This window comes from Dactylosporangium sp. NPDC049140, assembly GCF_040648435.1.
In genome coordinates this window covers 180,616-194,583 of sequence record NZ_JBEZDS010000018.1, presented here as the reverse complement: position 1 = coordinate 194,583, position 13,968 = coordinate 180,616, and the positions used below count along the sequence as shown (strand labels likewise).

Here is a 13,968-nt window from a genome sequence, read left to right as displayed (position 1 = left end):
ACGGTCTCATCGAACCAAGCCGCGACGACGTCGGCGGGCAACCATCCCATTTTCCCACCCGCCAGGGCGTCCACAAGGGACACAGATGACTACTTCTTCTACCTGCACAAGGGCGTCGGCGAGGAGGGCTGGGACCCGCAGGCGGCCGGCCACATCGGCACGGCCCGGCGCCCGTGGACCTGGAGCCGCGGCGCGTCGGCCGGGCAGCAGCGCTACGGCCACTACTGGACCGGCGACATCGCGTCCACCTACGACGAGATGCGCCAGCAGATCAGGGGCATGCTCGTCGGCGGGCTGGGCGGCTTCCCGTACTCCAACATCGACGGCGGCGGCTTCCAGGGCGGGACCGGCGGCCTGATCCCGGAGCCGTTCTACCGCAACTGGACGGCCGCGTGGTCGAGCCTGTCGCCGATCTGGCGGCCGCACAGCGGGGCCAGCACCACGGACCAGGGCCCGGCCGCCTCCCGCTGGCCGCTCGACCAGAGCGCGGCCATCCAGGCCGACTTCCGCAAGTACGGCGAGCTGCGGTACACCCTCCTGCCGTACATCTACAGCATCGCCCACCAGGCCGCCGCCACGGGCATGCCGATGGCCCGGGCGATGGTCATCGACTACCAGAGCCGGCCCAACGCGTACTCGCACGACCTGCAGTACATGTGGGGCCCGTCCGTGCTCGTCGCGCCGGTCACGTCGGACGGCGGGGCGACCCAGAACGTCTGGCTGCCGGCCGGCGCCACCTGGTACAACCTCTGGGCCGACATCAAGCACGCCGGCACGGACGCCACCGACCTGCCGTACGTCACCTACACCGGCGAGATCATCCTGTTCGTCAAGGCCGGCGCGATCCTGCCGAAGTACCAGTACGCGCAGAGCACGGCCTTCCTGAACAAGCGCCAGCTGGAGATGGAGGTCTACGCCGGCGCCGACGGCACCTTCGACGTGGTGGAGGACGACGGCGTCACCGAGTCCTACCGCGTCACCGGGGCCAGGAGCGTCACCACGCTGGCGTACACCGATGCCGCGACCCGGACCACGATCCGCCACCCGCAGGGCACCTACGACGGCGCCCCCGCCACGCGCCGGTACGTCGTGCGCATCCACGGGCTCACCGCCCCGGTCGGCATGCGGGTCAACGGCGGCGCCACGCTGCCGTCCTACAACAGCGAGGCGACCGCCGTCACCAGCGGCGGCGGCACCGTGTGGGACGCCGCCAGGCACGTCCTGACCGTCGTGACCCCGTCCATCGCCGTCGTGACCGGCGGCGGCGTGGCCGCCACGGTCGAGCCGAGCGGATCGGCCTTCCCAGCCGCCACGGGCGGCACCGTGTACCCGGCCGAGCGGGCCGCGCTCAGCGGCGCCGTCATCGACACGCGCCACCCGGACTACACCGGAACGGGCTTCGTCGACTTCGCCGACGGCTCGGCCAGCGGCGCCTACGTGCAGTGGACGGTCAGCGTGCCGGCCGCGGGGACCAGGACGCTGACGTTCCGGTACGCCAACGGCACCACCGCCAGCCGCCCGCTGGCGATCGCGGTCAACGGCGCCACCGTCAACGGCGCCCTGCCGTTCGACCCGACCGGCTCCTGGGACACCTGGGGCACCACGTCGTTCACCGCGTCCCTGCCGGCCGGGAGCCAGCTCGCGATCCGGGCGACGACCACCGGCACCAACGGCGCGAACATCGACAGCCTGACCGTCACCTGAGCGCTTCGCCCGCGGCGGAGTGGCCGGCGATCGGCCACTCCGCCGCGTTGCCGCTAGGCCGCGTGCAGGGTCGATGCGCCGGACTCGACGACGTAGGACGCGGTCGTGGTCACCGGGGCCTGGCGCACGTCGATCGTGTCCACCGTGCGGGCGTCCGTGCGCCATTCGTGCCGGTCGACGACGCAGCGCAGGTAGCCGCGGCGGGAGCCGTCGAAGTACCGGACGTGGGGGTTCAGGGTCGGGTTGAGCGCCTTCAGCGGGCCGTCGAACGCGATCGGGAAGTCGGAGCTGATCGACGTGGCGGTGAACTCGACGGCCACCGGGGCCTGCTCCGGCCGGTCGAAGTCGACGCGCAGCTCGCTCAGCCACGTCGAGTGGATGTCGCCCGCCAGCACGACCGGGTTGCGCACCTTGGCGTCGGTCAGGTGCTGCAGCAGGCGGGTCCGCTGCGGCGCGTAGCCGTCCCACTGGTCGAGGTTGGCCAGGATCGCCGGCACGCCGCCGGTCGGGTTCGGCAGCTTGATGCGGCTCATCATCACCTGCTGGGCGATGACGTTCCAGCGGGCCGGCGAGCGGTCGAGGCCCTCGGCGAGCCAGCGCTCCTGGTCCGCCCCGGTCAGGGTGCCGGTGGTGTTGGCGGTGCCGGCCTGCGGCAGGCCGAAGTCGCCGGGGAAGCCGCCCGGCTGGTCGGTGCGGTACTGGCGGGTGTCGAGCACGTTGAGGCGGGCCAGCCGGCCGAAGTCGAAGCGCCGGAAGATGCGCAGGTCGGGGCGGCCCGGCTTCAGGTTCGCGCGGATCGGCATGTGCTCGTAGTACGCCTGGTAGGCGGCGGCGCGCTGGCGGGCGAAGTCGGCCGGCGACTGGTGCTGCGCGCCGGTGTCGTCGACCTCGTCGACAAGCGACGCGTAGTTGTTCTCGGTCTCGTGGTCGTCCCAGGTGACGATCCACGGGAACGCGGCGTGCGCGGCCTGCAGGGCGGGGTCGCCCTTGTACTGCGCGTGCCGCGCCCGGTAGTCGGCCAGCGTGACGAGCTGGTCGAGGCCGGGCGTCGCCGGGGTCGTGTGGTTGCGGTCGGCGAAGCGGCTGTGCGGGTCGTACTCGTAGATGTAGTCGCCGAGGTGCAGCACGACGTCGAGGTCCTCGGCGGCGACGCCCGTGTAGGCCGGCCAGTAGCCGTTCTGGAAGTCCTGGCAGTTGACGATCGCGAAGCGCAGCCGGTCGCCGTCCTGCCACGGCGCCGGCGCGGTCTTCGTGCGGCCGGTGGGGCTGAGCACGCCGAGGGCGCGGAAGCGGTAGAAGTACTCGCGGCCGGGCTGCAGGCCGCGGGCGTCGACGTGCACCGAGTGCGCCAGCTCGGGCCGCGCGCCGACCGAGCCGGCGCGGACCACCTTGCGGAACCGCTCGTCGAGGGCGACCTGCCACTCGACCTCGACCGGGCGGTCGGGCAGGTTCGCGCGCAGCAGCCGGGTCCACAGGATGACGCTGTCGGGTAACGGGTCGCCGCTGGCCACGCCGAGCGCGAACGGCGTGGCCGGGTTGCCGTGGTCGTGATCGTGGTCGTTGTGCGCGGAGGCCGCGGTGGCCGGCAGCAGCACGGCGCCGGTCGTCACCGCCGCTCCGGTGAGGACTTGCCGTCGGGTCAGCATGGGATCACCCTGCCGGTCGCAGCCGAACACACGCTGGCCGGCGTACAAACGCGGGATGTTCTATGCCGGCTCGCCCGGGCCCGGGCCGAAACCCGGAAACCCCGGCGCGCCCGGGCCCGGCAGCAACGCTCCCAGCAGTGCGGCCAGGGGCTCGGCCGCGGCGAACAGGGCCTCCCCCCGCGCGCGGTCGCCGTCCAGGTGGGTCAGCATCTCCAGGCCCAGGTAGAACGCCATGACGGCGGTCGCGGCGGCGCGGGCCGGGATGAGCTCCGCCAGCGGCGTGCCGGCCGTGAGGCGGCGCAGCAGGGTCTCCGCGTACTCCTCCCACCGCTCGATCTCCGCCCGCACGCCCGCGGCGAGGCGCTCGGAGGACCGGGCGCCGACGGTCAGCTCCTGCACGGCGGCGATGTGCCCGGTCGCCACGTCCTCGGCGTAGAGCTCCCGCAGCGCCTGCAGCATCGCGGGCGGGTCGGCGGCCGGGGCGGTGCGCTCGACGTACCGCTCCATGCGCCGGTCGCTCGTGTAGCGCATCGCCGCGAGGAACACGTCCTCGAGGTCCTCGAAGTGGTAGTAGATGACGCCGGGCGCGAAGCCGCCGGTGACCGCGATCGCGCGCGCCGTCGCGGCCGCGAACCCCTGGGTGGCGAGCGTGTCGACGGCGGCGCGCAGGATTCGGTCGCGGGCCTCGGCTTTGCGGTTCATCGGGGTCGAGCGTAACCGTCACGGTACCCGGCGCGGGCGGACCCCGTTGGCGGCCAGGAACGGGTCGAGCCGGCGGCTGAGCTCGGCGAGGTGGTGGCTGGGCACCTGCGGGTACAGGTGGTGCTCGAGGTGGTAGGTCAGCTCCAGGAACACCGCGGGCACGATCCGGCCGCGCAGGGTGCTGGTCTGGGTGAGCGGCGAGTCGCCGTGCCGGTCGTGCGGCAGGTGGACGGTGAGCAGCGGGTACACCCAGCTGCCGGCGACGGCGAGCACCACGTAGAGCAGCACGGCCGGCGTGTGCGGCCATAGCAGGACCCCGGCCGTCGCGGCGACCGGCAGCGCCGCGGCCTCGGCGAGCAGCCACCCGCGCTCGGACCGCGTCCGGCGCAGCGCCCACCACCACAGCCGGAACAGGAACACCGGCCCGTAGAGCACCGCCCCGAGCGCGCTCAGCCGCGCCGGGTGGCCCTCGGGGTCGTCGTCGCCGGGGAAGCGCCGGTGGTGCTGCAGGTGGGTCGCCCGGTAGGCGTGCCCGCTCTCGAAGAGCGCCAGCCCACAGAGGAAGAGCGCCCATTCGGTACCGCGGGAGCCCAGCCCGATCGCCCGGTGCACGACGTCGTGCGTCACGGTGACGACCGCGACGAAGATCCCGAAGACGACGACCGGCGCGAGCAGCCACAGCGCGGGCCGGCTCGGGGCGGCCCAGGCGACGGCGGCGTAGAGGGCGATCCCGGCCGCGGGGCGGGCCAGCGCCAGGGCCCGGCGCCCGGGGCCGGTGGCGAGCAGGTCGGGGCCGAGGTCGGCGAGCGCCGGCCGGTTGACGTGCACGGTCTTCATGCGACCCTCCCCCGCCGCGCCACGCGTCCGGCCGCCTGCTCCGGCCGCGGCGCCCGACCGGCGGCTGAGCCCGCCGTCTTCCGCCCGTGCCGCAGGACCAGGCCGGCGACGATGCGGCTGCCGAGCACGCAGGCGACGGTGCCGAGGCCGGGCCACGTCGAGTCGCCGACGACCCAGAAGCCGGGCACCCCGATGTCGTGCGGCACGGCGTGCTGGTTGGCGTTGGCCGGGCTCTGCCGGACCCCGCCGACCGCGCCGCGCGGGCGGAAGGTGTACCGCGCGTAGGCCCGCGGGGTGCCCGTCTCGCGGACGACGGGCCGTTCGGCCAGTCGCGGGTACACCCGGCGCGCCTCCTCGATCATGACGTCGGCCGTCTTCTCGCGCCGCTCGGCGTGCCCGGCGTCGTCGAGGTCCTCCCACCCGGCGAGCTCGGTGTGGGTCGACAGCATCACCGCCCGGTGTCCGGCCGGCGCGCTGGCCGTGTCGCCCGGCGACGAGACGGAGACGAACATGTTGTTGCCGTCGCCCAGCGGCTCGCCGTACGAGCGCAGCAGCTGGTGATGGGTGAAGGCCGGCCCGGCGACCTCGTCCTCGGGCACGCCGAGGAAGACGACGACGGCCCCGCCCTGCTCGCCGGCGTCGCGGCGCACGAACGGCTCCAGCGCCGGGCGCACCCCGGGCACCCCGGCGAGCGCGGCGGTGGTGGCGACCGGCAGCGCGCTGACGACCTGCCGGGCGCGCACGGTGCCGCGGGGGCCGCGGACGCGGAAGTCGCCGTCGCGCCCCTCGACGGCCGTCGCGCGCCACCCGCAGTACAGCCGGCCGCCCTGGAGCTTGTAATGCCCGACGACCGTCTGCCAGAAGCCGCGCATGCCCCCGGTGGCGCGGCTGAGCCCGGCCCCGCGGATCGTGATCCCGAGCGCGGCGTTGATGAGCGGCGCCCGGTCGACCGTGCTGTGCACGGTGTCCTCGACGAGCATGGACAGCAGCCCGACGAGCGGGTCGTCGCCGCGCAGCCCGTGCCGGCGCAGCGCCCCGCCGAGCGTGTCGCCCAGGTGCCGGGCCAGCGGGAGGTCGCGGGCGCGCACCCGAAGTCCATTGTGGACGACGTCGGCGAGGCCGCGCATCGGCATCCGCACCCCGGCGCGGCTGGCCCGCCAGAACGCGTCCGCGAGGCGGTCCAGGCGGTGCCAGAACGCGCGGTGCGCGGGGCTGTCGCCGAGCATCCGCAGCCGCTCGGCGTGCCACGCCCGCTGGTCGCGGTGCAGCACGACGGTGCGGTCGGGCAGCCAGGCCACGTAGCCGGGCAGCGGCTCGGTCGGCGGCGCGGCCAGGCCGGCCGCGTCGAACAGCTCGGCGCCGACCCCGCCGCGCTCGAAGTCGACGAGGGTGGTCGCGCCGACGTCGAAGGAGAACCCGCGCCGCCGGTAGTACCCGGCGCACCCGCCGGCGTGGCCGTGCGCCTCGAGCACGACGGTGGACCGGCCCTCCGCCTGCAGCCGCAAGGCCGTGGCCAGCCCCGCGAGGCCGCCGCCCACGACGGCGACATCGAATACAGTGTTCTGAACGTCCGTTCTGAACATATGTTCAAGCTACGCCGGCGAGCGCGCCGGGGCAAGACCGCAACCATCCGCGCGGGTCAATGGTCTGTCCGGCATGGGATGGTTGACGATGCTGGCCGGCGCGGCGCTGCTCGCCCCGGTCTTCACGCCCGGAACGGCCGGGGCCGGCGACCCCGACTTTCCCGCCTACGGCAACGGCGGCTACGACGTCGCCCACTACGACCTCGACGTGCGTTACCGGCCGGACACCGACGAGCTGACCGGCCACGCGACCATCCGTGCCACGGCGACCCAGAACCTCTCCCGCTTCGACCTCGACCTCATCGGGCTGACCGTGGACGCGGTGCAGGTCGACGGCCGGCCCGCGACCTGGACCCGCGACGGCTGGGAGCTCGTGGTCACGCCGCCGCGCGGGCTGCCGGAGCACCGGCCGTTCACCGTCGACGTGCGCTACCACGGCGTGCCGCAGCAGTGGGTCATCCCCGACGAGACCGGGCAGTTCCCGGACCTGAAGTACGGCTTCGTCGCGACCGACGACGGCGCGATCGCGATCGGCGAGCCCGAGTCGGCGACGACGTGGTACCCGGCGAACGACCACCCCGGCGACAAGGCGACCTACTCGGTGCAGGTCGCCGTGCCCGACGGCCTGACCGCGATCGGCAACGGGCGCCCGCTGGGCCACACGACGCACGCCGGCTGGACGACGTGGCGCTGGGCGAGCGCGCGGCCGATGGTGACGTACGCGTCCACGATCGCGATCGGGCGCTGGCGCGTCGACGAGCACGTACACCGCGGCCGGACCACGATCCTCGCCGTCGACGCCGCCCTCCCGGCCAGCGCGGGCACGGCGGTCGCGCGCACCGACGAGATCATCGACTACTTCGAGGGGCTGTTCGGCCCGTACCCGTTCGACACCGCCGGCGCCATCGTCGAGCGCGACGACGGCCTGCAGTTCGCCCTGGAGACGCAGACCCGCCCGATCTACCCGAGCACGTTCGTGGACGGCCGCGACGCCGGCAGCGCCGTCGGGACCGTGGCCCACGAGACGGCGCACCAGTGGTTCGGCGACAGCGTCTCGCTCGACTACTGGTACGACTTCTGGCTCAACGAGGGCTTCGCCACCTACGCCGAGTGGCTGTGGTCCGAACACGACGGCGGCATGACGGTCCGCGAGCTGTTCAACCGGTACTACGGCCTGCCCGAGACCTCGGCGTTCTGGACCCCGGCGCCGTACCGGCCGGAGGGCGGCGCGGCGATGACCGTCTCGAGCTACGTCCGCGGCGCGATGACCCTGCACGCCCTGCGCCTGCGGACCGGCGACGCCACGTTCTTCGCGATCCTGCGCGCCTGGGCGGACGGGCACCGGTACGGCAACGGCTCGACCGAGCAGTTCATCGCCCTCGCGAGCCGCCTGGCCGGCCGGGACCTGCGCCCGTTCCTGCTGGACTGGCTCGCTGGCGCCGCGAAGCCGCCCAACCCCGACCCGCTCCCCGCCTAGCGGTCCGCAGGACGCGCAGGCCGCTGCGGGCCGCGCCCGCCAGGGCGAGCAGCGACGGTACGACGGCGATGAGCAGTGCCGCCAGGCAGAGCTCGACGAGGTACAGCAGCCCCGGCGCGGCGGCCGCCGCGGCCGCCGGTGGGTCACGGATCCGACCGTCGGGTGCGCTTGCGCCAGGCCCGCAACCGGTCGCGCAGCCAGTGGTAGCTGGCCTTGGGCGTGCGGATGCCTGTCGCGTAGTCCACGTGGGCGAGCCCGAAGCGCGGCCCGTACCCGCGGGCCCACTCGAAGTTGTCGATGAGCGACCAGTAGAAGTAGCCGAGCAGATCCAGGCCGTCGCCGGCCACCGCGGCCCGGGTCGCCGCGGTCAGGTGGCCGGCGATGAACGCGATCCGCTCGGGGTCGGGCCCGGGCTCGTCGCGCAGCTCGGCGCAGCCGTTCTCGGTGATGTACACCGGGGGCAGCCCCGGGTAGCGGCCGGCGAGCCCGATGAGGGTGTCGTGCAGGCCCTCCGGCTCGATCGGCCAGCCGAGGCCGGTGGTGCCGACGCCGGCCGGGCGCACCTGCCGCACGCCGATGTCGGCGGCGCTGCGCCGGGCCGGGTCCGGCTCCGTGTGCGGGGCGTCGGCGGCGTACAGCCGGTAGTAGTAGTTGACGCCCAGGAAGTCCAGCGGCGCGCCGATGCGCCGCAGGTCGCCGACGCGGCGGAACGAGAAGTCGCTGACGCCGGCGTACAGCCGCTCCAGGCCGTCCGGGTACGCCCCGGCCAGGACCGGGTCGGTGAACTGGCGGTTGAGCACGAGGTCGAGCCGGCGCGCCGCGGCCCGGTCGGCGTCGGTGGCGGTGGCCGGCACGACCGGCGAGAGGTTGAGCGTGATGCCCACGCGGGCCGCGGGGCCGGCCGCGGCCCGGATCGCCGCGACCGCCTTGCCGTGCCCGAGCAGCAGGTGATGCGCCGCGGCCAGCGCGCCGTGCCCCTCGGTGGCGCCGGGGGCGTGGCGGCCCTCGGCGTAGCCGACGATCGAGGAGCAGTACGGCTCGTTGAGCGTGATCCAGTCCCGCACCCGGTCATGCAGGGCCCCGGCGACCAGGCCGGCGTACTCGGCGAACCGCTCGGCGGTGTCCCGGGTGCGCCAGCCGCCGCCGTCCTCGAGCGCCTGCGGCAGGTCCCAGTGGTACAGGGTGACGAACGGCCGGATGCCGCGCTCGCACAGCGCGTCGACGAGCCGGTCGTAGTAGTCCAGCCCGGCCTGGTTGAGCGCGCCGCGCCCGGTGGGCATGATGCGCGGCCAGGCGACGGAGAACCGGTAGGCGTCGACGCCGAGCCCGGCGATGAGGTCCACGTCGTCGCGCCAGCGGTGGTAGCTGTCGCAGGCGACCGCGCCGGACGCGGCCCCGGCGACGGCGCCGGGCCGGCGGCAGAAGACGTCCCAGATCGACTCGCCGCGGCCGTCCTCGCCGGCCCCGCCCTCGATCTGGTACGCCGCGGTGGCGGTACCCCACACGAAGCCGGCCGGCACGTCGGGAAGGTCGGCCGTCGAGGCGGCCGCGGCTCCCGCAACACTTGCGCTCATCCCTTGACCGCTCCGTTCATGATGCCGCCGACGATCTGCCGGCCGAGGACCAGGAACACGACGAGGATCGGCAGCGTGGCGAGCAGCGTGCCGGTCAGCGTCAGCGTGTAGTCGGTGGTGTACCCGCTGGCCAGCGCCGACAGCGCGACCTGCACGGTCGGGTTGTCCTGCAGGACGACCAGGGGCCAGAAGAAGTCGTTCCACGCCTGCATGAACGTGAACAGGCCCAGCACCGCGGCCGCGGGGCGGGCGGCCGGCAGCACCACGTGCCAGTACAGCCGGAACGTCCCGCACCCGTCGACCCGGCCGGCCTCCAGCAGCTCGTCCGGGACCGCCCGCCCGAGGTACTGCGTCATGAAGAACACCCCGAACGCGGTCACCAGGCCGGGCACGATCACGGCGGCGAGGTGCCCGGTCCAGCCGAGGCCGGCCATCAGGATGTACAGCGGGATCACGCCCAGCTGGTGCGGCACCATCGACGTGCCCACGGCCAGCGCGAGCAGCCACTTGCGGCCCCGGAAGCGCAGCTTGGCGAACGCGAACCCGGCGAGGGTGGAGAAGAACACGACCGAGACGGTGACCGAGCCGCTGACGATGAACGAGTTGAGCAGCGCGAGGCCGAAGTCGGTGGTGTCGAACACCCGGGCGATGTTGTCGAACAGGTGACCGCCGGGCACGAGGGCCGGCGGCACCCGGGTGACCGCGTCGGGCGTCTGCGACGACACGACGAGGGACCAGTACAGCGGGAAGACGGACCCGGCCACGACCGCCAGCAGGGCGCCGTAGGTCCAGACCGAGCCGCGCCGCGGATATCCGAACCCGCGGCGACGGCGCGCCGGGCCGGGGCGGGGCGGTGCGGGCGCGGCCGGGGTGTCCGCGAGGGTGGTGACGGTCATCGGCTCACTCCTCGTCGTTGGCGATGCGCCGGGTCAGCAGGAGGTTGGCGGCCGCGACGACGACGATCAGCAGGCACAGCGTCCAGGCGACCGCGGAGGCGTAGCCGAAGCGGAACTCCCGGAAACCCTGCTCGTACATGAACAGCGCGATCGTCTGGAACTGCCGGTCGGAGCCGCCGGTGGGGGTCTGGGCGCCCGCGAACAGCAGCGGCTCGGCCATGATCTGCAGGCCGCCGATGGTCGAGATCAGCGTGGTGAAGATGATCGTCGGGCGCAGCATCGGCACGGTGATGCGGCGCAGCTGCTGCGCCTGGGTCGCCCCGTCGAGGTCGGCCGCCTCGTAGAGGTGGTTCGGGATCGCCTGCATCGAGGCGAGGAAGATCAGCGCGTTGTACCCCGTCCAGCGCCAGGCGACGATGCTCGCGATGGCCAGGTGGGAGCTCCACGTGCCGGCCTGCCAGTCGATCGGCCCGGCGCCGAGCCGGCCCAGGACCCAGTTGACCATCCCGAAGTCGCGGCCGAACAGCTGGGTGAACACGATCGTCACCGCGACGATCGAGGTGACGTTGGGCAGCAGGACGCCCATGCGCAGCGCGGTCCGCGCCCGGAGCCGGTGGTTGAGCAGGTGGGCGATCCACAGCGCGGCGGCCAGCTGGGGCACGGTGGACAGCAGCCAGATGCTCAGCGTGTTGCCCAGCGCGTTCCAGAAGTACGGGTCCCGCATCAGCTCGGTGTAGTTGGCCAGGCCGACCCAGCGGTGGGCGCCGGCGTCCAGCAGGTCCCAGTCGTTGAGGGACACGAACGCCGTGTACAGCAGCGGGAACAGCCCGAACCCGGCGAAGAGCAGGAAGAACGGCGCGATGTACAGGTATGGCGAGCCCTTGGTGTCCAGGCGGCTCAGGTTGGCCGTCATCGCGGCTACTTGGCCAGACGGTTGACGTCGCCGACCGTCTGCTTCCACGAGTCCTCGGGCGACTGCTTGCCCTGCTCGATGCGGACCAGCCCGTCGCGGATGGTCGTCTGGATGTCGCCGGCCCGGGGGCCCTGGTACTGCGGCTTGAGCTGCTTCGCGGCGGCGGTGAACAGCTGCCCGACCGGCGCGTTGTTGAAGAAGTCGCTCTTGAACTGGGCGATCTCGGGCCGGTCGTACAGCGCGGGGATCGACGGCAGGTTGCCCTGTTCGGTGAAGACCCGGGCCTGCTGCTCGGGCGCGGTCAGCCAGGCGGCCAGCGCCTTGGCCTCGTCGATGTGCTTGCCCTGCTTGGGAATCGCGAGGTAGGAGCCGCCCCAGTTGCCGCCGCCGCCCGGCACCGCGGCCACGTCCCACTTGCCGGCCGCGTCCTTCGACTGGTCCTTGATCTTCGTCATCATCCAGGCCGGGCAGGCGATCGTGGCGAACTGGCTCTTGGCGAAGCCGTTGTTCCACTCCTGGGAGCTGCCGATCAGCTTGGCCGACAGGTTGCTCTGGATCGCCTGCACGCTGAGGTCCCAGGCCGCGCGGACCTCCGGGTTCGTGCCGACGACGATGGTGTTGTCCTCGCTGTAGTACCCGACCGGCGCCTGGCCGATGACGGCGTTGAACAGCTGGCCGCCGCCGTCGAAGAAGGCGCTGCCGGCCGGGGCCTTCTTCGCGTACTCGCGGCCGAACTGCAGGTACTTGTCCCAGCCGCCGCCCCAGGCGGCCGACACCTGGTCGCGTTCGAAGGGCACGCCGGCCTTCTCGAACAGGTCGCGGCGGTAGCACATGGCCAGCCCGCCGACGTCCGTGCCGTAGGCGATCTGCTTGCCGTCCTTGGTCAGCGACGCCTTCCACTTCCAGTCGAGGTACTCCGGCTGGCGCTGCTGGCCCAGGTCGACGAAGAGGTTGCCGCGCTCGCGCATCTGGGCGATGAACCCGGTGTCGATGCCCTCGATGTCGCCCGCGCCCGAGCCGGCGGCCAGGTGGGTGGCCAGGTCGCGGTGGTGGTCGTTGTAGGCGGCGGTGCGCTCCTGGATCTTGACGTTCGGGTGGTCCTTCTCGTACTGCGCGTAGAGGTTCTTGTACCCGAAGTTGCCGAACAGGCTGACCGTCAGGGTGATCGGGCCGCCGCTGCCGGCGCCGCTGTCCGTGCCGCACGCGGCCAGCGCCACGACCGCGGCCAGCGCGACCGTCGTCAGTCTGGAGAGATGCATGCGCGCGTTCCTTTCCATGAGCGGTGTAACCGGTTACATGAAACCGGTTACATCGTTGGCGTCGCTTTGGGTTGTACCGGCGATAGAGTCGAAGCGCATCAGCGAGGGCGGATGCTTGGGAGCGCTTCCGGTCCAGTCTTGCCGAGGCCGCCCGTCGATTGTCAAGTCTCGAAATGATAACGGTCAATGACCGGTTGACCGTTCGCGAACGGCGCTGCTACGGTGCTGAAACCGGTTACAGGAAAGCGCGGCATGGCCACCATCAGAGAGCTGGCGCGACACTGCGGCGTCTCCGTCGCCACCGTGTCGCGCGTCTTCAACACCCCGGAAGTCGTCAGCCCGGAGACCCGCCAGCGGATCCTCGACAGCGCCCGCGAGATCGGCTACCAGCCGAACGAGTCGGCGCGCACGCTCGCCACGAAGAAGTCCCATCTCGTGGGCCTGGTGTGGGACACCGACCACCGCCGCCCCGGCTGGCGGCACCCGTTCCTGCAGGAGATCCTGGTCGCGCTCAAGACCGCGCTCAGCGGCCACGAGCTGCACCTGCTCATGCTCGCCGCCGCCGACTCGAGCGGGCCCGACGCCCGGCAGCGGTACCTGCACGCCGTGCACCGCCACAACCTCGACGGCCTCGTCATCATCGACAACGGCGACCGCGACCCGGCCGTGCTCGCCCTCGCCGACGCCGACGTGCCCTGCGTCGCCCTCGACCTGCGCGTCGTCGGCGCGATGTCCACGTACGTCACGTCCGACAACGCCGGCGGCGCCGCCCTCGCCGCCCGCCACCTCGTCGAGCGCGGGCACCGCCGGATCGCCACCATCACCGGCCCGCAGCGCACGTGGCCCGGGGCGGAGCGGCTCACGGGCTTCCGCGCCGCGCTGGCCGGGGCCGGCCTCGAGCTGCCCGGCGCGTACGTGGTGGAGGGCGACTTCTACCTCGACGGCGGGCACGCCGCGATGCGCCGGCTGCTCGCGCTCGCCGAGCCGCCGACCGCCGTGTTCGCCGCCGGCGACGAGATGGCGATCGGCGCCATGCGGGCCGTGACCGAGGCGGGCCTGCGCGTGCCCGAGGACGTGGCGGTCGTCGGCTTCGACGACATCGACGTCGCCGCGCTCGTCCCGCCGGGGCTCACGACGATCGCCCAGGACAAGGCCGGCTTCGGTACCGCGGCCGCGGCGGCCCTGGTCGCGATGCTGCGCGGCCAGCCGTGCGAGCCCACCGCGCTGCCCACCACGCTGGTGGTGCGCGGCTCCACCTGATGCTCCGACTGGTCCGAGGACCCACCGGCCGATCGGCCGCCGCGCCTCGCCGGTGACGCAAGCCGGCCGTCAAGCAAGCCGGCAACCGGTCACGCAAGCCGCCGGTCACGCCAACCG

At 73.3% G+C, this 13,968-nt stretch carries 11 protein-coding genes; 3 read left to right on the top strand and 8 right to left on the bottom strand.

Features of this window, described 5'->3' with window-relative positions; genetic code table 11:
* Window positions 1-1,704, top strand: a 1,704-nt coding sequence (locus AB0B76_RS27880) for a TIM-barrel domain-containing protein (RefSeq protein WP_360380980.1), incomplete at its 5' end; no start/stop codon positions are given.
* A 53-nt stretch (window positions 1,705-1,757) separates the two neighbouring features.
* Here the strand turns inward: AB0B76_RS27880 and AB0B76_RS27875 are convergent.
* Genes AB0B76_RS27875 through AB0B76_RS27860 form a run of 4 tightly spaced genes read right to left on the bottom strand, consistent with a single transcriptional unit; the run spans window position 1,758 to window position 6,472 of the window.
* The gene (locus AB0B76_RS27875; protein WP_360380977.1) at window positions 1,758-3,350 is read right to left on the bottom strand and encodes an alkaline phosphatase D family protein; all 1,593 of its coding nucleotides are present in this window, start codon (window positions 3,348-3,350) and stop codon (window positions 1,758-1,760) included.
* Between the two features lie 60 nt (window positions 3,351-3,410).
* Window positions 3,411-4,052 (bottom strand): TetR/AcrR family transcriptional regulator, encoded by a 642-nt coding sequence (locus tag AB0B76_RS27870; RefSeq protein WP_360380974.1) that lies wholly within the window; start codon window positions 4,050-4,052, stop codon window positions 3,411-3,413.
* Window positions 4,053-4,070: 18 nt separating this feature from the next.
* Window positions 4,071-4,889 (bottom strand): fatty acid desaturase, encoded by an 819-nt coding sequence (locus tag AB0B76_RS27865; protein WP_360380971.1) that lies wholly within the window; start codon window positions 4,887-4,889, stop codon window positions 4,071-4,073.
* Window positions 4,886-6,472 carry an NAD(P)/FAD-dependent oxidoreductase gene (locus tag AB0B76_RS27860; protein ID WP_360380969.1) on the bottom strand — a complete coding sequence of 529 codons (1,587 nt, stop codon included), beginning with the start codon at window positions 6,470-6,472 and terminating at the stop codon, window positions 4,886-4,888. Before AB0B76_RS27860 ends, AB0B76_RS27865 begins: the two co-directional genes overlap by 4 nt.
* Before the next feature lie 73 nt (window positions 6,473-6,545).
* Here AB0B76_RS27860 and AB0B76_RS27855 point away from each other — a divergent pair, with 73 nt between their 5' ends.
* Window positions 6,546-7,949 (top strand): M1 family metallopeptidase, encoded by a 1,404-nt coding sequence (locus AB0B76_RS27855; protein WP_360380966.1) that lies wholly within the window; start codon window positions 6,546-6,548, stop codon window positions 7,947-7,949.
* 143 nt (window positions 7,950-8,092) lie between these two features.
* On the opposite strand, the gene AB0B76_RS27850 is transcribed toward AB0B76_RS27855, so the two are convergent.
* Genes AB0B76_RS27850 through AB0B76_RS27835 form a run of 4 tightly spaced genes read right to left on the bottom strand, consistent with a single transcriptional unit; the run spans window position 8,093 to window position 12,591 of the window.
* A complete protein-coding gene (locus tag AB0B76_RS27850; protein ID WP_360380963.1) occupies window positions 8,093-9,523 on the bottom strand; it encodes a GH1 family beta-glucosidase in 1,431 nt (476 codons plus the stop codon).
* Window positions 9,520-10,419, bottom strand: coding sequence for a carbohydrate ABC transporter permease (locus tag AB0B76_RS27845; RefSeq protein WP_360380960.1), 900 nt, complete (start codon window positions 10,417-10,419; stop codon window positions 9,520-9,522). Before AB0B76_RS27845 ends, AB0B76_RS27850 begins: the two co-directional genes overlap by 4 nt.
* Window positions 10,420-10,423: 4 nt before the next feature.
* On the bottom strand, window positions 10,424-11,332 hold the full coding sequence (locus tag AB0B76_RS27840; protein ID WP_360380958.1) for a sugar ABC transporter permease: 909 nt from the start codon (window positions 11,330-11,332) through the stop codon (window positions 10,424-10,426).
* 5 nt (window positions 11,333-11,337) lie between these two features.
* Entirely contained in the window at window positions 11,338-12,591 is a 1,254-nt protein-coding gene (locus AB0B76_RS27835) for an ABC transporter substrate-binding protein (protein WP_360380955.1), read from the bottom strand.
* Between the two features lie 252 nt (window positions 12,592-12,843).
* Between AB0B76_RS27835 and AB0B76_RS27830 the strand changes: the two genes are divergently transcribed.
* On the top strand, window positions 12,844-13,851 hold the full coding sequence (locus tag AB0B76_RS27830; protein WP_360380953.1) for a LacI family DNA-binding transcriptional regulator: 1,008 nt from the start codon (window positions 12,844-12,846) through the stop codon (window positions 13,849-13,851).
* Window positions 13,852-13,968 lie beyond the last annotated feature (117 nt).